Annotated in this window: 19 protein-coding genes; 11 read left to right on the top strand and 8 right to left on the bottom strand. The window is 61.6% G+C overall.

Annotation, left to right across the window (positions count from 1 at the left end; all coding sequences use genetic code 11):
* Positions 1–103 precede the first annotated feature (103 nt).
* Positions 104–1,219, top strand: coding sequence for an alpha/beta fold hydrolase (locus HDF16_RS10830; protein WP_184216506.1), 1,116 nt, complete (start codon positions 104–106; stop codon positions 1,217–1,219).
* Positions 1,220–1,269: 50 nt separating this feature from the next.
* The gene (locus HDF16_RS10825; RefSeq protein WP_348641294.1) at positions 1,270–2,283 is read left to right on the top strand and encodes a DMT family transporter; all 1,014 of its coding nucleotides are present in this window, start codon (positions 1,270–1,272) and stop codon (positions 2,281–2,283) included.
* Here HDF16_RS10825 and HDF16_RS10820 read toward each other — a convergent pair.
* The gene (locus tag HDF16_RS10820) at positions 2,280–3,287 is read right to left on the bottom strand and encodes an L-threonylcarbamoyladenylate synthase (protein WP_348641293.1); all 1,008 of its coding nucleotides are present in this window, start codon (positions 3,285–3,287) and stop codon (positions 2,280–2,282) included. The genes HDF16_RS10825 and HDF16_RS10820 overlap by 4 nt on opposite strands.
* A gap of 102 nt (positions 3,288–3,389) precedes the next feature.
* Here HDF16_RS10820 and HDF16_RS10815 point away from each other — a divergent pair, with 102 nt between their 5' ends.
* Entirely contained in the window at positions 3,390–4,007 is a 618-nt protein-coding gene (locus tag HDF16_RS10815) for a class IV adenylate cyclase (RefSeq protein WP_184216502.1), read from the top strand.
* Positions 4,008–4,077: 70 nt separating this feature from the next.
* Here the strand turns inward: HDF16_RS10815 and HDF16_RS10810 are convergent, their stop codons facing one another.
* Entirely contained in the window at positions 4,078–5,061 is a 984-nt protein-coding gene (locus tag HDF16_RS10810) for an energy transducer TonB (protein WP_246409012.1), read from the bottom strand.
* A 384-nt stretch (positions 5,062–5,445) separates the two neighbouring features.
* Here HDF16_RS10810 and ileS point away from each other — a divergent pair, with 384 nt between their 5' ends.
* On the top strand, positions 5,446–8,394 hold the full coding sequence (gene ileS / locus HDF16_RS10805) for an isoleucine--tRNA ligase (RefSeq protein ID WP_184216500.1): 2,949 nt from the start codon (positions 5,446–5,448) through the stop codon (positions 8,392–8,394).
* The gene (gene lspA / locus HDF16_RS10800; RefSeq protein WP_246409011.1) at positions 8,391–8,915 is read left to right on the top strand and encodes a signal peptidase II; all 525 of its coding nucleotides are present in this window, start codon (positions 8,391–8,393) and stop codon (positions 8,913–8,915) included. The genes ileS and lspA overlap by 4 nt, the downstream gene beginning before the upstream one ends.
* A gap of 8 nt (positions 8,916–8,923) precedes the next feature.
* On the opposite strand, the gene HDF16_RS10795 is transcribed toward lspA, so the two are convergent.
* Entirely contained in the window at positions 8,924–9,202 is a 279-nt protein-coding gene (locus HDF16_RS10795) for a hypothetical protein (protein ID WP_221312677.1), read from the bottom strand.
* On the bottom strand, positions 9,202–9,408 hold the full coding sequence (locus HDF16_RS10790; RefSeq protein ID WP_184216496.1) for a hypothetical protein: 207 nt from the start codon (positions 9,406–9,408) through the stop codon (positions 9,202–9,204). The genes HDF16_RS10795 and HDF16_RS10790 overlap by 1 nt, the downstream gene beginning before the upstream one ends.
* A gap of 157 nt (positions 9,409–9,565) precedes the next feature.
* On the opposite strand from HDF16_RS10790, the gene uvrA reads away from it, so the two are divergent.
* From uvrA to HDF16_RS10765, 5 genes are all read left to right on the top strand, one after another.
* Entirely contained in the window at positions 9,566–12,553 is a 2,988-nt protein-coding gene (gene uvrA, locus HDF16_RS10785) for an excinuclease ABC subunit UvrA (protein WP_184216494.1), read from the top strand.
* Complete coding sequence (locus HDF16_RS10780; protein ID WP_184216493.1) at positions 12,550–14,127, top strand: tetratricopeptide repeat protein; 1,578 nt, start codon at positions 12,550–12,552, stop codon at positions 14,125–14,127. Before uvrA ends, HDF16_RS10780 begins: the two co-directional genes overlap by 4 nt.
* Positions 14,128–14,151: 24 nt before the next feature.
* Complete coding sequence (locus tag HDF16_RS10775) at positions 14,152–14,631, top strand: hypothetical protein (protein ID WP_184216491.1); 480 nt, start codon at positions 14,152–14,154, stop codon at positions 14,629–14,631.
* Between the two features lie 92 nt (positions 14,632–14,723).
* Positions 14,724–15,305 (top strand): hypothetical protein, encoded by a 582-nt coding sequence (locus tag HDF16_RS10770; RefSeq protein ID WP_246409010.1) that lies wholly within the window; start codon positions 14,724–14,726, stop codon positions 15,303–15,305.
* A 46-nt stretch (positions 15,306–15,351) separates the two neighbouring features.
* Positions 15,352–16,065 (top strand): M48 family peptidase, encoded by a 714-nt coding sequence (locus HDF16_RS10765; RefSeq protein ID WP_348641292.1) that lies wholly within the window; start codon positions 15,352–15,354, stop codon positions 16,063–16,065.
* Between the two features lie 89 nt (positions 16,066–16,154).
* Here HDF16_RS10765 and HDF16_RS10760 read toward each other — a convergent pair whose 3' ends face one another.
* Positions 16,155–17,000, bottom strand: a complete 846-nt coding sequence (locus tag HDF16_RS10760; protein ID WP_184216489.1) for a prolipoprotein diacylglyceryl transferase — start codon at positions 16,998–17,000, stop codon at positions 16,155–16,157.
* A gap of 105 nt (positions 17,001–17,105) precedes the next feature.
* Here HDF16_RS10760 and hpt point away from each other — a divergent pair, with 105 nt between their 5' ends.
* The gene (gene hpt / locus HDF16_RS10755) at positions 17,106–17,672 is read left to right on the top strand and encodes a hypoxanthine phosphoribosyltransferase (RefSeq protein ID WP_184216488.1); all 567 of its coding nucleotides are present in this window, start codon (positions 17,106–17,108) and stop codon (positions 17,670–17,672) included.
* Positions 17,673–17,837: 165 nt separating this feature from the next.
* Here the strand turns inward: hpt and HDF16_RS10750 are convergent, their stop codons facing one another.
* From HDF16_RS10750 to HDF16_RS10740, 3 genes are all read right to left on the bottom strand, one after another.
* Positions 17,838–18,383 carry an outer membrane beta-barrel protein gene (locus tag HDF16_RS10750; protein ID WP_184216486.1) on the bottom strand — a complete coding sequence of 182 codons (546 nt, stop codon included), beginning with the start codon at positions 18,381–18,383 and terminating at the stop codon, positions 17,838–17,840.
* A gap of 109 nt (positions 18,384–18,492) precedes the next feature.
* Complete coding sequence (locus HDF16_RS10745) at positions 18,493–20,403, bottom strand: hypothetical protein (protein ID WP_184216484.1); 1,911 nt, start codon at positions 20,401–20,403, stop codon at positions 18,493–18,495.
* A 103-nt stretch (positions 20,404–20,506) separates the two neighbouring features.
* Entirely contained in the window at positions 20,507–21,682 is a 1,176-nt protein-coding gene (locus tag HDF16_RS10740) for an energy transducer TonB (RefSeq protein WP_184216483.1), read from the bottom strand.
* Between the last annotated feature and the right edge of the window lie 43 nt (positions 21,683–21,725).

Here is a 21,725-nt window from a genome sequence, read left to right as displayed (position 1 = left end):
AAGCATCGGCCCAAACCTTCGCCCCTGGCAAACACCAGCTTCAAAACCGCCCGCTGATTCTTCGTTACCCGCAATATGTCCCTCCCGTAATACTCTCGACAACATGCTCATCCTCAAGCGCATCCTCGCGACCAGCCTCGCGTTCACGTCCCTTACCGCCGTTGCCCAAACCGCCGAGACCAAGCCAGCCGAGCCCGTCCAGCACACCTTCGTCATCAAGAACTTCCGCACAGAGAACGGCGTCACGTTGCCCGAGGCTCGCGTCGTCTACGGTACCTACGGTCATCTCAACGCCGCTAAAGACAACGCGATCCTTCTTCCCTCGCACTACATGGCGGAGATGCACGGCTACGAGTGGCTGATCGGCCCCGGCAAGGCGCTCGACCCGACGAAGCAGTTCCTCATCACCAGCGAACTTTTCGGCAACGGCCGGTCGTCCTCGCCCAGCAATACGCCCGAGCCCTTCCACGGCCCGCGCTTCCCCGTCACCACCATCCGCGACAACGTCGAAGCCGTCCACCAGCTCCTCACCACGGAGCTCGGCGTGCAACACCTCCAGGCTGTCATCGGATTCTCCATGGGCGCGCAGCAGGCCTTCCAGTGGGCCGTCTCCTACCCCACCTTCATGGACCGCGTCGTCGCCACCTCCGGCACCGCGAAGACCTACGGCCACGGCATCGTTCGCCTCGAAAGCCAGATCGACGCCATCACCGCCGATCCCGCCTTCAAAGCCGGCGACTACACCGCCCAACCCCAGAAAGGCATCGAGACCTTCAACCTCATCTGGACCGCGTGGCTCTTCTCGCAGGAGTGGTGGCGGCAGGAGCTATGGCGTACTGAAGAGCCCGCCGGCACCACCTTCAAGCAGGTCGTCGAGAAGTACCGCACCCACTTCATCGACGGAGCCGACGCCAACAATCTCATCCTGCAGATGCGCACCTGGGAGAGCAACGACGTCGGCGCAACGCCCGGGTTCAACGGCGACGTAGAGAAGGCCCTCGCCTCGATCAAAGCGCCCGTGCTCTACATGCCCTCCGCGACCGACCTCTACTTTCCCGTCACCGACGCGCAGTATGAGTCGAAGTTCATTCCCCACGGCACCCTGCTGCCCATCCCATCGCTCTGGGGTCACCCTGCCGGAGCCGGAGCCAGCCCCGCCGACGAGAAATTCTTGAACGACCACATGGCCGGCTTCCTCAAGACCGGCAAAGTGGACTAGCCGCCAAGCATCTCACGACACCATCCACGGACGAAACCTAGGCATCATGGATGCCCCATCCATGCGGCCTCTTCGCATGGGTGGGGTCGGACCACGTCAGCGATCTCGCTCGGCCACTCTGCCATGTACGCTGTTGGTACACCTTCATGCCCCGGCTCACCCCATCGACCATCGCTCATTTGTTGTTGCTCGCCACCGTAATGGTCTGGGGAGCGACCTTCGTCCTCATCAAGGACGCGCTCAACGACGCCACGCCGCTCCTCTTCAATCTCCTGCGCATGTCGCTCGCCGCCGTCGTCCTCGTGGCCGTCAACCACCGCCACCTCCGCAACCTCTCCCGCCGCGCTGTCCTCTCCAGCGCGGTCGTCGGCCTCTTCCTCGCAGCCGGATACCAGTTCCAGACCAGCGGCCTCGCCCGCACCACTCCCGCCAAATCCGCCTTCATCACCGGCCTGGTCGTCGTCTTTGTTCCACTGTTCACTGCCATCCCCGCGCTCCGCTCCGCCGGCTCCCACGCGCCGCGCTGGACAGCCGCCATCGGAGCTCTGCTCGCCTTCGCCGGCCTGCTCCTGCTCACCACGCCGCCCGGCACAGAGTGGACCCACCTCTTCGCCTCCATCGGCCTCGGCGATCTCCTCACCCTCGCGTGCGCCATCGCTTTCTCCGGACATCTGCTCTCCATAGCTCACACCTCCCACGGCGTGCCCACCCAACAACTCGCGACGCTTCAAATCGGCTTCTGCGCCGTCATCATGTTCCTCACCCTGCCGCTAGGCGAGCGCCCCCACGCCACCTTCACCCCGCGCCTGATCGTTGCACTGGCCATCACCAGCATCATCGCCACCGCCGCCGCTTTCACCATCCAAAGCTGGGCGCAGAAGCACATCCCCCCCACGCACACCGCCGTCCTCGTGTCGCTCGAGCCCGTCTTCGCCTGGCTCACCTCGCTCCTCTTCCTGCACGAGCACCTCGGCGCACGAGCCCTCACCGGCGCAGTCCTTATCGCCTTCGGCATAGCGGCCACGGAGTTCCTCCCCACCACCCCGGCCGAGATCCCTGCCTAGCCCTGCTTCCGAGCCGCCTTCTCCAGCCGATCCCGCAAAGCCACCGCCACCCCATCCCCACTCGGCACCGGACAAATAATCACGGCCACGTCACGCCCATCCAGCCACCGCAACCCCGCAAAGATCCTCCGCGCGAAAGCATCATCATCCCCCCACTCCCCGCACCCAAACGTCTCCTCCGCATACGAAGCGTCCCACTCCTCCGGCAAAATCACTCCCACCTTCTCTTCCGCCTCCTGCGCCTTCTCAATCGCCGCATGAAGCGAATGCCGAAGATCCCCATGAGCCGCCACGTAAACCAACTCCAGCCGCGCCCGGGGAGCGTAGTGCCGCAAGCCCACCCCCGGCGAAGGCAAACTCTCCGGCGCACCTTCGGCAGTATTCCCCGAAGAGAGAAACACCTCCACCGCCTCACCCGTAGCCTCTTCAATCATGGAAAGCGTCACCGCCCCCGGTCGATAGATGACCATCGGCGTCTTCAACACATCCAGCACCGTTGACTCAATCCCCACTCGAGTCGCTCCGCCATGCAACACCGCATCGATCCGTCCATCCAGATCTTCCAACACATGTGCAGCAGTCGTCGGACTCGTCCTGCCAAAACGGTTCGCACTAGGAGCAGCTACCGGCACCTCAGCAGCCTTAATCAACTCCAGAGCCACCGGATGCCCCGGCATCCTCACTCCCACTAATGGCCGCCCTGCAGTCACCGCATCTGGCACAGCGCTCGTCTTAGGCAGCAGCAGAGTAAGCGGCCCCGGCCAGAACGCCTCGATCAATTTCCCCACTCTTGCCGAAAACTCCGGAGGAATCTCCGCCACGCGATCAAGCATCGCCTGGTCGCTCACATGGACGATCAGCGGGTCCCACCCCGGCCGTTGCTTCGCCGCAAAGATCTTCGCCACAGCCACAGCATCGAGCGCATCCACTCCTAGTCCATAAACCGTCTCCGTAGGAAACGCGACCGTCCCGCCAGCGCACAGAATCTCCGCAGCCCGCTCCACGCCATCTCCATCTACGAATAAGTGCTCGGTTTTGCACAAGGCATCCATCCCTAAATCTTAGTCCCTTCAAAGTCGATCCCACATCCGCCGTATACTCACTCCATGCAGGCTCCTGAGATCGAACTTAAGTTCCCAGTCAGCGACCCCGCTGACTTTCAGTCCATGCTTCCCTCCCTCGGATTCCACCTCGACACCGCCCGCACCTTCGAACGCAACACCCTCTACGACACACCCACCCGCGCCCTCCGCGAGCAGCGCCAACTGCTCCGCATCCGCCAGTACGGCTCACTCTGGACGGTCACCCACAAGCGCCCCAGCAGCGATCTAGCCTCCGCGCGGTTCAAGGTCCGAATCGAGACAGAAACCCACGTCGACGACGGCGAGGCTACTGCCGAGATCTTCTCCAGCCTCGGCTACGCTCCAGTCTTCCGCTACGAAAAGTTCCGCACCGAGTGGTCCCAGATGCCCCTCTTCGCCGCTGAACGCTCCGACGGCGCCCTCGGCCATCTCGTCGTCGACGAGACACCCATCGGCAACTACGCCGAGCTTGAAGGCCCGCCCGACTGGATCGATAGCATGCTCGAGCTCCTCTTGGTCGACCCCAAGACCTGCATCACCGACAGCTACGGCAGGCTCTTCGAAAGCTGGAAGATCAACACCGGCAGCCCCGCCGAAAACCTCACCTTCGCAGAGATCAACAACGCTCCCGTCCCGGTCTAGCAACGAAAAGCCACCACAAACAGAAATGCCCGCTCAAACCGAGCGGGCATTTTCGCAATCCCCAGCAAAATCAATAGATATGGAAGTCGACCTGGATCTGGAGTTCCGTCTTTACCGCTTTGCCGTTCTCCGTACCGGGCTTAAAGCGCCACTGTTTCACCGCTTCAACGGCCCTCTCGCCGAGGCCCATTCCGGGATCGCTGATGATACGTACCCGCACGGGAATCCCGTGTTCATCGATTACTGCATCCACGATCGCCACGCCCATGTACTTCGCCTTGCGCGCTTCTTCCGAGAACTCAGGGTCAACCTGCGACACTAGCTTCGGAGCGCTGACCGAGCCGCCAATCTGCCGAATGCCGCCGCCCGTATTCCCGCCCGAGCCCGGCCCCATTCCATTGCCATTGCCCGAACCAAGCCCATTGCCATTGCCGTTCCCCATCGAAACGCCCACATTGGTCGCGTTGGGCATGCCAATGTTCGGCATATTCGAGGCCATCTTCAGCTTCGGATCGACATCAATCGTTGGAGCGACCGCCAGCTTCGGATCGATCTTCGGAGGAGCCATCGGCGGCAGGATCTGCTGCGGGCTGAACTTCGGGGGCGTTCCCTTGCTCACTGGCGCCGGACCCTTCTGTCCACCACCACCACCCATGCGCAGCGTCTTCACCGGGGCAGGAGGAGGCACAGGTGTCTCCAGCGAAACGATGTTCGCCTTCGGAGGTGCCGTAATCTCAACGATCTTCCGCCCCACGACCCACAGAATCAGCCCGATGATGACAGCGTGAATCACCACCGCAATCGCCGTCGAGGTCGGATCGCGCTTGACCGCCATCCGGTCCACCACCGCAACCGGTCGCGACTCCAATACCAGCGGCGGGAGTTTCTTCGGGAAGAAGACGTCGTAGAGGCTGTTCTTCAGCGACGCAAAGATACCCTGTTCCGGCCCTAGAAGATCCTTGCCGTCAAGATGCAACTCCACGTCTTTGCGTGGAACCACAACGACTTCTTCGCTCGGTTCAATCTCGGGAGGAATCATCAACGAATTGGCCATAAAAAGTTTCGCCTCGGCGACATCAAGGGTTTGCACTCCCCCGTCGCGAATCCTGGTCGATCCACTTTGAGTTGTAACGGGACCTTATCACTCCATCCGCTACCACTCTTGCCTGTACGTTCCCGGTCTTCCGCCGGATCACTTCAGGCGACAAATACTTGGCCTGAGGCCATTCTACAAACTTTCACACACGTCTGCCTCTAGGTTTGACGCACGTGAAGCCTCTGAGGTACGCCGAAATCATTTCGGCGTTAAATATCTTTAACTCTCCTTCGCAACACTCAACTGTGGACCCGGGCCTTGAACCTATCCCATAACCGCATCCCGGATACAATAGACGTTTGACCGCAGCTCTGTCTCGCTGCACTCCATGCCGAGGAATCGATGCCGGAAGTACCTGATAACAAGCCCGAAGCAAAAGGTCTGAAGTCCACTCTAAACCTGCCCCAGACCACCTTCCCCATGAAGGCCAATCTGCCTCAGAACGAGCCCGCGCGCCTCGCCGCCTGGCAGCAGGCGGACCTCTACGGCCAGATTCGCGCTGCCCGCAAAGGTGCGGCCAAGTACATCCTGCACGACGGCCCGCCCTACGCCAACGGGGCCATCCATCTGGGCCACGCCCTGAACAAGTGCATCAAGGACTTCGTCGTCAAGACCAAAACCATGGCCGGCTTCGACTCCCCTTACGTCCCCGGCTGGGACTGCCACGGTCTGCCCATCGAGATCAAGGTCGACGAGCAATTGGGCCGCAAGAAGCTCGACATGCCGGCCATCTCAGTCCGCCGGGCCTGCCGCGAGTACGCGCAGAAGTACGTCGACCTCCAGAAATCCCAGTTCGAACGCCTCGGCATCTTCGGCCGCTGGAATGACCCATATCTGACCATGTCGTTCGCCTACGAGGCCAGCATCCTTGAGACCTTCTACGAGTTCTTCGAGAAAGAGTTCGTCTACAAGGGCCTCAAGCCGGTCTACTGGTGCATTCACGACAAGACCGCCCTCGCCGAAGCCGAGGTGGAGTACGAGCAGCACACCAGCCCCAGCATCTACGTCCGCTATAAGCTAACAGCCACCAATCCGGGTGCCCCACCCATGGCAGCACTTGGCCATGGGTGGGATCTAACCAACACCTACGCCATCATCTGGACCACCACCCCCTGGACCCTGCCAGCTTCCCAGGCCATCGCCTTCAACCCAGGCATGGAGTACGTCGCCCTGGCGACGCCCGGCGCGACGTACATTGTTGCGCAGGCACTCCTCTCAGAGGTCATCGTCCGCTGCAACCTGATGAGCGCCGCGAGCCCGACCGAGCCCGCGTCACAGGCCGACATCGTCGCCATCTTCATGGGCGAGCACCTCGAACGCGCCACCTTCCACCACCCCTTCCTCGACCGCGAGATCCTCGGCGTCCTCGCCCCTTACGTCACCGCGGAACAAGGCACCGGCGCAGTCCACACCTCGCCCGCCCACGGCGTCGACGACTTCTACACCGGCAAGCGCTACGAGCTTCCCGAGATCCAGTACATCGACAACGCCGGCAAGCAGCGCCACACCGCCGACAAGTACTCGAACCACACGACGCAGGTCTACGACGACCTCACCGTCTTCAAGTCCAATCCGGTCATCATCGAGCTCCTGCGCGAGCACGGCGCGTTGCTCTCCGCCACCAACTTCGAGCACTCCTACCCGCACTGCTGGCGCTGCCACAACCCGGTCATCGTCCGCGCTACCGAGCAGTGGTTCATCGGCATGGAAACCCCAATGGTCGCGCCCGACGGAACCACGGCAAGCTTCCGCCAACGCGCCCTCGATGAGATCAAGAAAGTAGTCTGGGACCCCGCCTGGGGCGAAGAGCGCATCTCCAACATGATCGCCACCCGTCCCGACTGGTGCATCTCCCGCCAGCGCATCTGGGGCGTGCCCATAGCCGTGTTCCTCTGCGACAAGTGCGGCTCCCCGCTCAACGAGGCGGCCATCAACAAGACCATCGTCGAACTCTTCAAAAAAGAGAGCGCCGACGCCTGGTACATCCACGAGGCCTCGGCCTTATTGCCAGCGGGAACCACCTGCGCCTGCGGCCACACCGAGTTCCGCAAGGAGATGGACATCCTCGACGTCTGGTTCGAGTCCGGCGCAAGCTGGCACGCTGTCCTCGAAGCCGAACCCGAACTCAGCTTCCCCGCCGACCTTTACACCGAGGGCGGCGACCAGCACCGCGGCTGGTTCCACTCTTCCCTGTTGAACTCCGTCGCTACTCGCGGCATCGCCCCCTACAAGATGGTCGCCACCTCCGGCTGGACGCTCGATGAACAAGGCCGGCCCTTTTCAAAGAGCCTGGGAAATGGCGTTGACCCTGTAGACATCGCCAAGCGCCTCGGCGGCGAGGTCATCCGCCTCTGGGTCGCCTCCGTCGACTTCCGCGAAGACGTAGCCGCCAGCGAAAACCTCATGCAGCGCGTCAGCGACAACTACCGCAAGCTCCGCAACACGCTGCGCTTCCTCCTCGGAAACTTGCACGACTTTACGCCCGCGACCGACGCGGTCGCCTTCCCGAACCAGGAGCCTTTAGACCAGTACATCCTCGCCCGCGTCGCCGAGCTCGACGCCAAGATCCGCTCGGCCTACGAACACTTCGAGTTTCACCGCGCCTACCACGCCCTCAACGAGTTCGTGAACACCGACCTCAGCGCCTTATACCTCGACGTGTTGAAGGACCGCCTCTACACCTTCGCCCCGAACCATCCCGCGAGACGCAGCGCTCAAACGGCCCTCTGGCGCATCGCCGAAGCGCTGACGCGGTTGATCGCACCCATCCTGAGTTTCACTGCCGATGAAACCTGGGCCTTGCTGCCCAAGGTCGAAGGCCGCGAATCCAGCGTCCATCTCGCACTGTTCCCCGACATGAAGGACATCATCCCCGGCAGCGTCAAACAGCTCGAAGAAGATTGGGCGAAGTTGCTGGAAGTTCGCACCGAAGTTCTTGCGAAGCTCGAAAAGCTTCGCGCAGACAAGATCATCGGCAAGTCGCTTGAGGCAACGGTGAACCTCTTCCTCGGCGCACACGGCCAGCTTGAGAAATACGCTTCCGCGCTACCCGAACTCTTCAACGTCTCAGAAGTCAGCTTCCTGACCGTGACCCACACGGACCCCGATTACGTCGGGACTTTGGAGGTCAACCGCTCCAGACAGCCCAAGTGCGAGCGCTGCTGGCGCTACGTCCCCGACGTAGGCAACGAAGCAAACTACCCCACAGTCTGCTTACGCTGCGCAGAAGCCCTGGCCGCCATCCACTTCCCGCCCTACGCCGCAGAAGGCGAGAAAGGCGCGGCCGAATGAACCTCCACACCATGCCTTTCCCGCCGCAACAGCGCAGCCGAGACTGGCGCATTCCGCTCCTCATCCTCAGCGCCCTCGTAGTCATCGCCGACCGCTTCTCGAAGCTCTGGGTCGTCCACCACATCCCCAGCGGCGGAGCGCGTGTCGTCATCCCCGGCGTCTTCCGTCTCACTCACGTGCTCAACAGCGGCGCCGCCTTCAGCCTCTTCGCCGACTCCGTCTCTCCCGGCGCCGTCCGCATCGGCCTCATCGTCTTCTCGGTCATCGCGGCCTTCATCGTGCTCGGCCTGCTGCTCCGCACCGGACGATACCTCACCATCAGCACCGTCGCGCTCGCGCTCATCCTCGGCGGTGCCGTGGGCAACCTCTACGACCGCGCCCGCCTCTACTACGTCGTCGACTTCCTCGAAGTCACCATCGTCCACTACCACTGGCCCGACTTCAACGTCGCCGACAGCTGCATCGTCATCGGCGCCTGTCTGCTGGTTATAGAGATCTTCCGCCCGCAACCGCAGATCTAACGACGCCGTCAACCGATCAACGTGTCATAAGTCTTGTGGTCGCCGATCCAAAACCACAGAAGCCCGCGTAGCCGCTTGATCGCCAGCGCACGGTATTGCAGCGTCACGCGCGCGGACCATATTTCATTGCCGTGGCGTTCGCCAAGCTTCTTGAACTGTAGTGATGGATGCTGCGGATTCTCTGTTAGCAAGGCAAACTGCTTGTCAGCCCGGTCGCGAATCTGCTGCGGCAGCGCCTGGTAGGCGGCCCAAAACTCCGAACTTGCGGTGTGCTCCAACTCTGGCATTAGAGCGGCTGCGTGCGACCCCGGCTTTCATCGTCCAAAGCTCGGAAGATGGCTCTGTCCATATTGCCGTTAGCCAGATCCGCAGTAAGGCGATCGTCGATGGGCTGCGGGTGGTGCTGGTCGAGCCACACATACAGCTCTTCCAGCTCCCGCGGAGTCAGCCTGCCAATCGCGTTCCCGATCTTCTCCACAGCACTGTTTGCCATCGCCGCACCAAAACTTCTGCTTATCGAAACTGTAAAGCCTCTTGGAATCCGGGTCAAAGGCCCCCGCTAGCATTCCAACCCAAACTAACCGAAAATAGAGGTTTGCCCACTCCGCCTTTCCCATTAACGGAGAACGCACGACGTACAACGGCCTCTTATGAATGACCAGATCACAATCCGCGGCGCGCGCACCCATAACCTCAAGGGCATCGACGTCTCCATCCCGCACAATAAGCTCACCGTCGTCTCCGGCGTCAGCGGTTCGGGCAAGTCCTCGCTCGCCTTCGATACCGTCTACGCCGAGGGCCAACGCCGCTACGTCGAAAGCCTCTCCGCCTACGCCCGCCAGTTCCTCGAACGCATCGAGAAGCCCGACGTCGACTTCATGGACGGCCTGGCCCCGGCCATCGCCATCAAGCAGAAGAACCAGACCCGCAACCCGCGGTCTACAGTAGCAACCGCAACAGAGATCTACGACTACCTCCGCCTTCTCTACGCCCGCTGCGGCACCGTCACCTGCCTGCACTGTGGCGGCATCGTCAAGCGCGACTCCGTCGATGAGATCGTCGATTCCATCCTCGCGCTGCCTGAAGGCACCCGCGCCTACGCCCTCTTCCCCATCGTCCGCGCGGAGATCAAGCTCGAAGCGTTGCAGGGATCTAGCGTCGCCATCGTCGAAGCGCCCGCACCCCCCAAGCCCGCCAAGCTCTCCACCAAAAAGACCAAAGCCGCACCCGCCCCACCCATCGTAGACATCACCGACGCACTCAAAGAGCGCCTCACCGAACTCCGCCGTCGCGGTTATAACCGCCTCTTCCAGAACGGAAAGATCGTAGAGTTCTCCACGCCCGAGTCCCTCCTCGAACTCGACTTCGCCCAACCCATCTTTGTCCTCATCGACCGCCTCGCCATCTCCCCTGATGTCCGCGCCCGGATCGTCGACTCCATCGAGACCGGCTACCGCGAGTCCGGCGAAGTCCGCTTTCAGACCGTCCCTCGCGAAGAGAGCGAAGCCGCTCAGTGGTTCCGTTACTCAGCCGCCTTCGAGTGCACTACCTGCCACCGCGCCTATCGCGAGCCCGAGCCGCGCCTCTTCTCCTTCAACAATCCCTTCGGTGCCTGCCCACGCTGCCAGGGCTTCGGCAACACCATCGACTTCGACCCCAACCTCATCATCCCCGACAAGTCGAGGACCCTCGACGAGGGCGCAGTCGCGCCATGGACGACGACAAAATACCGCCCGCATCATGGCGAGATGAAACGCGCCGCAGCAGCCGCAGGCGTCCCCACTAACGTCCCATGGTTCGACCTAACGCCCGATCAACAAGCCTTCATCCAGGACGGCAAAGGCAGCTTCCCCGGCATCCGTGGCTTCTTCGCCGAGCTCGACCGCAAGAAGTACAAGCTCCACGTCCGCGTCTTTCTCTCGAAGTACCGCGGCTACGCCACCTGCCCCGACTGCAAGGGCCAGCGTCTCCGCGCCGAAGCCCGCGCCGTCCTCATCAACGACAAGAACATCTGCGAAGCCTCCGCCCTCACCATCACCGCCGCGCAGGAGTTCTTCGACAATTTGCAACTTTCAGCAGCACAAACTGAAATCGCGGGAAAGATCCTCGAAGAGGTCCGCCAGCGCGTCAGCTTCCTGCTACAGGTCGGCCTCGACTACCTCACGCTCGACCGCCTCAGCTCCACGCTCTCGGGCGGCGAATCACAACGCATTCAATTAGCTACAAGCCTTGGTTCGCGGCTGGTGGGCGCTCTCTACGTCCTCGACGAGCCAAGCATCGGTCTCCACACCCGCGACACCGCCAAGCTCATCCGCATCATGGAAGACCTTCGCGACCTCGGCAACACCATACTCGTCGTCGAACACGACCCCGACGTTATCCGCGCCGCTGACTATCTCCTCGACCTTGGGCCTGGAGCTGGCGAACTCGGGGGCCAGTTGCTGGCCGCAGGCACGGTCGCAGAAGTCACACGCGACCCCAACTCCATCACCGGCAAGTACCTCTCCGGTCGCCTCACGATCCCCGTCCCCAAGCACCGCCGCGAAGTTGGCCGCGAGCACCTCAAGCTCACCGGCGCACGTATCCACAACCTCAAGGGCGTCGACCTCGACATCCCTCTTGGCCTGCTCTGCTGCGTCACCGGCGTCTCCGGCTCGGGCAAGTCCACCATCGTGCATCAAGTCCTCTACCGCGCCTTAATGCAGGCCCTCGGTCAGGGCGAAGGCAGCGACCCCGCGCACCTCTATCGCGGTCTCTCCGGAGCGCAGCACCTCAACGACGTCATCCTCGTCGACCAGTCTCCCATCGGCCGCACCCCGCGCTCGAATCCGGTCACGTACATCAAAGCCTTCGACGCCATCCGCGAGCTCTTCGCCGCGCAGCCCGACGCCAAGCGCAAGAGCCTCTCCGCCGGCAGCTTTTCCTTCAACGTCCCCGGCGGCCGCTGCGACGTCTGCGAAGGCGACGGCACCGTCACGGTCGAGATGCAGTTCCTCGCCGACATCGAACTGCCTTGCGAAGAATGTAACGGCACGCGTTACAAAAACACCGTGCTCGACGTGAAGTACCGCAACAAGAACATCCACGACGTCCTCAACATGACGGTCAAGGAAGCTCTCGTCTACTTCGCCGGCAACCCCAAGATCGCCGACAAACTTTATGTCCTCGACGAGGTTGGCCTTGGCTACGTCCGTCTCGGCCAATCGGCCACCACGCTCTCCGGCGGCGAAGCCCAGCGCGTCAAACTCGCGTCGCATCTTGCCACCGCCCGCTCGATCACCAACCGCGCCAGCACCAACGAGACCGCCGCGAAGGCCCGCAGCCGCACCCTCTATATCCTCGACGAGCCCACCACCGGCCTACACTTCGACGATGTAGCCAAGCTCCTCGCCGCCTTCCGCAAGCTCATCGACGGCGGCGGCTCGCTGCTCGTCATCGAGCACAATCTCGACGTCATCAAGTCCGCCGACTGGGTCATTGACATGGGCCCGGAAGGCGGCTCTGGCGGCGGCCGCATCGTCGCCGAAGGCACGCCTGAAGAGATCGCCAAGAACCCGGCCAGCCACACTGGCCACTGGCTAGCCCCCGTGCTCAACCTCGCACCGGCCACCCACAAAGAAGAGCCCGTGACCGCATGACATCCAATAGAAGCGTCATCTCGACCGAAGCCGCGCGGCACCATCGCGCGGCGCAGTGGAGAGACCCCCGCATTTCGCCTTTGCCTTTTGCTGCCATTCCAAACTCTTCCGAAGTCATCCTGAACCCCGTCATCCTGCGCCCCGTCATCCTGAGCGAAAGCACTCGCAGCTTCATCGCGAGTGACGCAGTCGAAGGACCCCGACGCCGCTCACGCCACCGCAACCGCTCGAACCTTTTTGCCATGGCCGTGGCCTTCGCTGTTCTCTTCGCAGCCACAACCGCCCAGGCCCAACTCCCCGCAGGCACCACCGACACCACCGCTCAGCAACCCGCTCCCGACTCCGCCCTGATGCGTCAAGCCAACGACGCCCTCGAAAAGTCCGACTACACCTCAGCCCTCCCCATCCTCCAGAAGCTCTCAGCAGCCACCCCCAAAGACCCGCACATCCTCTTCGACATCGGGCTGACGCAGGACAATCTCGACCACGACGCCGAGGCAGAAGCCGCCTACCGCGCCTCCGCCGCCGCTGATCCCAAGTTTGCCTCGCCACACCTCGCTCTCGGCCTGCTCCTCGCCCGAGACGGCAAACCTTCCGAAGCCCACACCGAACTCCTCGCCGCCGCCAACCTCGCAGGACCCGCGAACGATGTCGACACCGCCGCCCGCGCACTCCGCGGCCTCGCCAAACTCGACCTGACCAACAATGCAGCCGACGCGCGCGATGAGCTCCTTACCGCGCTCAAGATGTCGTCTGAGACGCCCGACGACATACTTCTTTCGGCCGAGATCGCCGAAGCTCTAAACGATCTTCCCCTCGCCGACGCCGCCTATAAACGCCTCCTCGCCACGGCTCCGAACGATCCGGCGACGGTCGCGGCCCTCGCGCACGTTCTGCGCCTGGAGAACAAGCTCGCAGACGCCGAATTGCTTCTCACGACCGCCCTTGCCGCGCACCCCGGCGACACCGCTCTCACCGCGCAGCTCGCCTCCGCTTATCTTGCCGAAGACGATCCCGCCAAGTCGGCTCTGGCCGTTCCGCTTGCCGAGACCTTGCACCAGCAACATCCGGAAGAAGCAAGTGTCACACGGCTGCTTGCCCGTCTCTACGCGCAGACGAAGCAGCCCGCCAAGGCCGATCCGCTCTATCTTGCCCTTCTCAAGCAAACTCCGAGCGACCCCACCCTGCTCGACGACTACGGCGCAAACCTCATCCACCTTGCCCGCTTCGCTGAAGCCGAGACCGTCCTGAAGCGTGCAGTCGCCGAACCCAAGGCCTTTCCCACTACTGAAGACCTCGCCGCAGCGTACAGCGACCTCGCATTTTCCGCATCTGAGAACAATGACCCCACAATGACATTGCAAGCGCTCGATCTGCGTGCTAAAGTCGCAGCCACTACTCCGGGATCTGTATTTCTCGAAGCAACGGCGCATGACAAGCTTCACCAGTACAAACACGCGTCGGAGTTGTACAAGCAGTTCTTGGACTTGCCGGAAGTTAAGGCAAACGGCAAGTTTGCCGATCAAGAGTGGGAGGCCAAACACCGGCTCATCGCCCTTGAGAAAATGAAGTAAGCACGCTCCTCTCCGAGGTGCACCATGCAGCTTCCCTGTCGAATCAACATCGCACCAGCCGCCGCCGTTCTCACCCTGGCCACCCTTCTGCTTACCGCTGCGCCGGCCCGCGCCGCCATTGACGAGACCATTCCGGCCCCACAGTTCATCGCCATGCTGGAGCAGCGCGCCATGATGGCCCAGCCGCGCGAACAGTGCTTCCTTTACACCGAACTGGTCCACAGCATGACCCAGCTCGCAGGCAAGCAGTTTCTCGACGGCGATTTCGAACAGGGTGCCGCCACGCTCAAAAAGATTCAGCACTACGCCCAGCTCATCCACCAGAACCTGGCCAATAACACCAAACGCATCAAGGAAGCCGAGAAGCTGATGGAGCACACCACCTTCCATCTTGGCGAGTATGTGCATCACGCGACCGGGGATGACCAGCTCGCCCTGCAGGCGACATTGAAGCAGCTGGACGGCGTACACGACGAGCTTCTCACGCAGGTCTTCCGCCACTAGCGCTGGTTCCGGCTACCGGGCCGCCCACGAGGGCGCCATCGCACAGCGAAGGATCGCTGTATTTCTACAATTAGCACGCTTATCATCCCGGTATGCGCCGACTAACTTTCCAGCGCCGACTTGCTTTTACCCTGTGCCTCTTCATCACGCCTGCGCTCAACGCCGCTTTGCGCCCTGTCTCCTGCTTCCTGCACCCCGCCTTCCAGCGTTCGGAAGATCCCCTCTCGCAGAAGGAGATCGAAGAGCTCCGCGACACCAACCGTATGCCCAACGAACGGGTCATGGCCTTCATCAAGTTCATGGATGAACGCACCGAAGCCATTCGCAAGCTCACCACGGGCCCTCGCCGTCCCGGACGTGAGCAGGACATCCACGACACCCTGGAACAGTTCATCGCCATCGCCGACAACCTTGAAGACAATCTGAACGAGTACGGCCCGCGCCATCGCGACATCCGCAAGGCGCTGCCTAAGCTGCTTCGCGCCATTGATCGCTGGTCTTCGGTCATCAAGTCTCCACCCGACGACGACGCCTACAACATCTCCCGCAAACTTTCGCTCGAATCCATCCGTGATCTTCGGGAAGACGCAGAACACCTCATCGATGACCAGAAGACCTGGTTCGCCGCGCATCCACTGCAAAAGGATGCGGAGGGCAATGTTGTTGAGGAATAAGGGCCGCGCTCACACCCACAAGCCACCGTGCTAACCTCGAAAAAGAGTGCCATCCCCAGCAAAAACCTCCGCGCAAACCCACGCGCTGACGCCCCTCTTTGAAGAGGAGTACCGCGAACTCCGTCCGCGCGCCCCGATCCCTCCGCTTGATATTCGATTTCGCCGATTTACATCGTTGAATACGACGATCCGTCTACGCGAGGGCCAGTTGCACGTTCGCCTGTCGGACATTCTGGAATACGCTCCGGAGTCGGTGCTTCGCGCTATCGCACACATTCTATTGGCGAAACTCTATCGAAAGGCCATCGCGCCACATCACGCCGATCGATATCGTCGCCACGTGTCGTCCGAAGCTGTCTCGAAACAGGCGGAACATGTGCGGCAGACGCGGGGACGGAAGAGGCTCGTTGCACCGGTCGGACACTTCTACGATCTCGACGAGGTCTTCGAAGCGCTGAACACGCGCTTCTTTCACGGATTGTTGGGCCGGCCGACGCTTACCTGGTCAGCGCATCATGCACGCCGCATGCTGGGCCACTACGACGCCGCGCACAACACAATCGTGGTCAGCAGGGTCTTCGACCGGCCCGATACTCCGCGATGCGCCATCGAGTACCTGCTGTATCACGAGATGCTGCACCTCAAACACCCTGTTCGTGTCAAAGCAGGGCGTCGATGCGTGCATTCGCGCGAATTCCAGGCAGAAGAACGGCTTTTTCCCGAATTAGAGGCTGCAAAAGCCTATTTAAAGAGACTTTAGAAGCTATCACAGGCCGGTGTGGAGAAATGTTCCACGTGGAACATCTGCGGGGTTTAGCGGGTTTTACCGGTTTTTCTGGAACAGATCCATCATGCGGAGGCCGCAACATCTACGAGAACTGGTCCGGGAACTTTCTTGCGCGCCAGAACCATCGTCAGCCCACCTAAGAGGATCGAGACCAGAGAGGCGACCTGGGCGTTCGAAAGACCGTGAAACACCGGTGGGTTGATGCGTACGAATTCGACTAGAAACCGCCCTAGACCGCTCACTGCGAGGTAGAAGCCTGTCAGCCAGCCGACGGGGCGCGACTTATTTCCCAGCTTCCAAAGCAGCCACGCCAAAGCAAGCGAGAAGAGCAGTTCGTAGATCGGAGTCGGCTGCACGAGGTAGGGAGTCGGCACCAGAGCATCCTTTGCCATGTGAACTCCCCACGGAAGGGCCGTCACTTTTCCGTAGTCGCCGTCGCCGGAGGTCAGGCAGCCGATGCGGCCGATACCGTACCCTACCGCAGCAGCAGGGGTTGCAAGGTCAAGCATGCGAATGCCGGCCCACCCTCCACGTAGAGTGTCAGGTTTCGCCTCCATGCCCTGCCACAACAGCACAGCGATGCCGGCAAGCATACCGCCGAACCACGCGAAGCCCGCGCGGAACCAGGTGAGGAACTCGCCGAGAATCTCGAGGGGATGGTTCCACCCCGGAGCCTGCATGCGTTTGAACGCCATCAGCATGGTCGGGACATCCTGCAGTTCGTGCCAGGCCTTCGCGCCTAAAATTCCGCAGACGACCGCCAGAGCTACTACATTCAGCGCGTCCGCATCCACTCCGTTGCGTACGAAGTTTCTGTGCAACACAACTGTCGCCGTCACTGCTGCAAGCCACAACAGCAGGCCAAACGTGCCCGGATGCCAGGGGCCAATCGTCAAATAAGGGTACATACGCCTCGTTTCCTTTCAAGTATATCGCCATCAATGCGGCAGGAATCACGCGGATGTAACCGGCGCTCTTTCCATAAAGGCACGGTTCGCGCTACCCTTTGCTTTATGTCCAACAGCACGCCCCCAACTTTCCCTCCCTCCGCCACCATGGAAGTCCTGATCTCGAAGGAACAGATCGCCGAGCGCGTCGCCGCGATCGGCAAGCAGATCTCGGCCGACTACGCCGGACATTCGATCGTTTTGATTGGCGTTTTGAAGGGTGCGGCGATCTTCCTCTCCGATCTTGCTCGCGCCATCGAAGTAGACAATACCTTCGACTTCGTCGCCGTCTCCAGCTATGGTCGCGCCCGAGTGTCTTCCGGCGCTGTGAAACTGATCAAGGACATCGACAACCCGATCGAGGGCAAACACGTCATCATCGTCGAAGACATTCTGGATACCGGACTGACCTTGAGCTACCTGCGCGGCTTGATGCTGCAGCACAAGCCCGCTTCGCTGAAGATCGCTACCTGCCTGGATAAGCCGGAGCGACGTCTGGTTCCGATCGAGGCAGATTACGTGGCCTTCAGCATTCCGAACCAGTTCGTGATTGGGTACGGCATGGACTATGCGGAGCGGTATCGCGGGGTGGAAGATATCCGCTTGTTCCCGGATGAGGCTGTAGGGCATTGAGAGCCAGATCTTGCGTTCCATGAAAAAGTGACCCTGATCTTCCCGCCGCTTCGCGGCGGGAAGATCAGGGTCACTCATTTTTTGCCGAACTTAGGGCACGGCTAAAGCCGTGGGGTCAACAAACGATGGATCCGATGTCTTGGAGCGTGGCTACCAAAGAGTTGGCTACCGGAAGTGGTAGGCGACGCCGATGCTGCCGAAGTAGGGCGTGAGGCCGTTCTTCAGGCCGAGGTTTGAGAACCAGTCCTGGTATTCGAAGTCGCCGCGGATGTTCAGATACGGCTTGATCTTGTAGTCGACTCCGCCACCGATTACGGCCATGTTGTAGGCCAGGTTGGCAGCCGATGGACCGCCAGCAAAGAAGGGCGGAAAGTTAAAGACACCGCGGCCGTACATGACCTTCGCATAGGGAGTCCAGCGGGGCTTACGGAAGAAGATATAGCGACCGCCGATCTCGTAGGTGCGCTCGTAGATCTGGTCGGTGCCGTTGGCCTGGCGGTATTCACCCTCTACGCCGAAGTGCGGTTTGAAGTCGACATCGCCGTAGAAGCCGTAGCCCTTGATGTTTCTGCCGTAGTCCGAATGGCCGTAGACGAACTCTCCGCCCGCCTGGATGTCGAGTGAGCGCGTTGCCGTGGGCAGCTTCTGGGCCTGCATCGCCGAGACAGAGCCTGCCGCCAGCAATAGGGATAAGAGCGTCTTCCTCAACATTCGTAACTCCTGATTTGTAGAAGGCCCGGATTCGATACGGCCAACGAGCTGGACAACCATGCTGAGCGCGAGAGCGGTCAATGAAACGACCGCTCTCGCATTTTGATGCTTAGTTCTGCGGCGCAGGAGGCGTCGCCGTTCCGGTGGTGGCGTCGGGAGCTGCGGCAGCGGCCGCCGGCTGAGCAGCGGCGTCAGGCGCGGCAGTGGTCGGAGCAGCGGCTGTGGGAGCGGGAGCGGCTACGTCTGCCGGAGGTGCGGGTGCCTTGTAGTAGCTCAGCTTCAGGTAGACGGGCTCGATCTCGAAGGGCATCTTGTCAGCCGGGCTGAGGATGGGTTCGAAGGCGGAGTGCATTGGAATGAGCTTGTCGGTCCAGGGATCGAAGCGGAGGAAGCTGGCTAGCGGAACGGCTCCCTGCTGCTTCAGGTCGTTCATGTCGAGCTTGTCGGCTTTGGGCACGAGGGCCTGCATCCAGAAGGCGCTGTCCTTGTCGTTCTTGACGATGCCGTCGCCGATCATCGGCTCATTCAGGGCCTTCAGGCCATCGACGCGGGCGCGAAGCTGGGCGAGATAGAGGCCGAAGTACTTCTGGCTGTCGACGAGTTCCTTAGCATTGAGCAGCTCGATTGCTTTCTTCGCGGCAGCCTCGTTGTCGGCATCGGTGTGGTGCATAGGAATGCGCTTGAAGGCGGTGGTGTCGGGAAAGAGGAGGCGGTCGTTGAAGGCGTACTTGGTGTCGAGGCGGTGGCCGAGGATGATGTGCGCGAGCTGGAAGGCGAGGGCGGCGTTGAGGTCGCCTGCCTGCTGGGCTCCATCCTGGGTGACGATGCCGGTGGTATCGATGAGGCCCTTCGAGAGGATGATGGTGTTGCCAACGGCGAGCGACTCGAGCGGCTCGGTCATGAGAGTCCGCACGCGGATTGGGCGGGAGACGGTGATGTTGTTGTAGGCGAGGATGTTGCTGGCGAGGGCTTCGAGAGTCTTGTCGAACTCACTGCCGGGAGCGTCGAGGAGACCGGCTTCAAAGAGACGCTCGATCACGTTGTCTTCGGCTTGCTGCACCCAGGCGCGCTGTGCTCCGAGAGGGCTGACATCCTGCGCGTCGTTCGAGACATCGGTTGCGCCTTCGACTTCAACCGAGGTGTTTTCGGCTTCCTTCTCGGGAACCTTCAACACGTAACCCCAGACGTGGTTGATGGCCTTGAACTGGAGGGTCTTGGTGGGGCTCTTAGGGTCAGTCTCTTCGACGTAGATGGAGTTGGGGAGCCAGAGGTCGGGCTGAACGTTCGTACGCCAACTGTCGAAGTGGTAGTACTCCTTGAAGTCCTTCTCGGTGCCGGAGACGTTGCCGTCGAAGCGGACGACGTTGCCGTTGCGGGTCTCGACCCAGATGCGGCCGATGAACTTACCGGCAAGCTTGCTGTTGCCGGGGATGATGCTCTTGTTGGCGATGGGGGTTACATCGAAGACTGCGGTGGGGACGTTGCCGAGGAACTCATTACGGACGTAGCCGAAGTTATAGTAGGTGCGGCTGAAGTCTTCGTCGTCCATGACCAGCATGCGGGCGAATCCAGCGGGGTTGAACTGGAGACGAAGGCCGTTACCGAGGCCACCGGCGAAGCCGAGGGTACGCTTGAAGAGGCCGCCGATCTTGTGGTCTTCCTTGGCCTTGATGTCGTTGCGCGCGAAGGAGTCTTCGCCGATGTGCTTGCCGAAGTCGATGCGGGTGAGGTACTGCTCGTCAGACTCGGGCACCTGGACGACGCCGGCCTCGGGCTTCATGTTCTGGATGTAGATCTCGAGCAGCGGGGTGCGCTCTTTGATGACCTTAACGGTTGCGGCCTCGCGGGTGATTGCCTTATCGAGGAGCGCGTTCTGCGCGGGCGTCAGCTTGCGGGCCGGAGCCTCTTCCTTCTTCTTCTTGCCGCCAAGGATGCCCAGAACAGCGGCGTTTGCCGGAAGCGAAGAGACGAGGAGGGCCGCTGTGAGCAGCGTCGCGAAGGGATGTTTCCGAAAGACCATTTTTCAAAGCTCCTGAACTTACACGCTGCAACTAAGACGTTAGAACTGCTTTCACCAGCATACGGCTGGGGGTTTCAGGCCGCGATGAGGTGTCTTGCTTGAATCAGCCGTTCGATTCAGACTGGAACGTCACGGTGACGTTTCCTTCCCAGTCGACGGGGTGGCCGTTGGCGTCGACCGCTGGCTGGAAGCGCATGGCCTGGGCGGCGTGTTCTGCCGACTGGTCGAGACCGTGGCCGAGAGGGCGGGTGATGGCGAGGACGGTGACTGAGCCGGTGGCTGAGACGCGGATGCGAACCTGGACGACTCCGTTGATGTGGAGGGCGGTAGCTTCCGCGGTGTAGGCCGGTTTGGGCTTATAGAGGACCTTGGGGGTGTTCTGCGGAGTTCCGGAAGCGGATGCGGCGGCGGGCTTCGGCAGAGAGACCTGCTGGACCTGCCCCAGATTCACTTGACCGGCGGTGTGGCCGGTGGAGTTCATGGGGCCGGTGCCGCCGGTTACGCCGAGCTTGACACCCTGGACGGGACGAACGCCATTGCCGGCGAGTTGCTGGCCGCCGGGGCTGCCGGAGCCGAGACTGACTGCCGTGGCAGCGGGACCGCCGCCAGAGTTTGAGGCGGGCATGCCCGGGACGCCCTTCTGGCCGAGATTGATGGCGGAGACCGCGGGGCGGTTTGAAGGGGCGATGGGATTATTGGTGCTGCCGAGGGCTACCGCGGTCGGATGGGGTGAATTATTGACGACCGAGGCGGCCATCGGATGCGCAAGGCTGACGACTACGGGGGCGGGCGGCGCGACTACCTTCCTGGGAGCGGCGGGCGTGACGACCGGGGCCGGTTGGGTCATCTTCACTTCAGCGGGCTTGGGTGCTTCGATGGGCTTGACGTCGGGGAGCTTGATCTTGGGCGGGTCAACTTTGACCACTGGAGTCGGCAGCTTGGGCTGGGGCAGTATCTTCGGTTCCGGCGGCGGCAGCGGCTTGATGACCGGCATGGTCAGCATGGTGACTTCGCGGCGGGCGTCCAGAGTCTTTTTGGCCGTGACGCTCAGGGCAATGACCAGAGCTACGACGAGGACGTTGATCGCGACAGCCGTGGCGGTCGAGGCCTTGCTCTGCTTGCCAGCGTCGAGCAGACCGAAGTCCTTGAACTGGCGAGTAGAGACAGGAGCTGGGGCTGTACGTCTGGCAGCGGGGACCGCTGACTTGATTGGGATCGTGGTCGGTGCCTTAGTCGGCGCCTGGAGCTGTTCAGGAAGTGGTTGCAGCGAATTGGCCATGATGTGGGAGCGCCCTTTGTGCAGCTTCCTGCCGGAAGCTGGT

The organism is Granulicella aggregans (genome assembly GCF_014203275.1).
Taxonomy (GTDB): Bacteria; Acidobacteriota; Terriglobia; order Terriglobales; family Acidobacteriaceae; genus Edaphobacter.
This window is presented reverse-complemented; position numbering and strand designations above follow the sequence as displayed.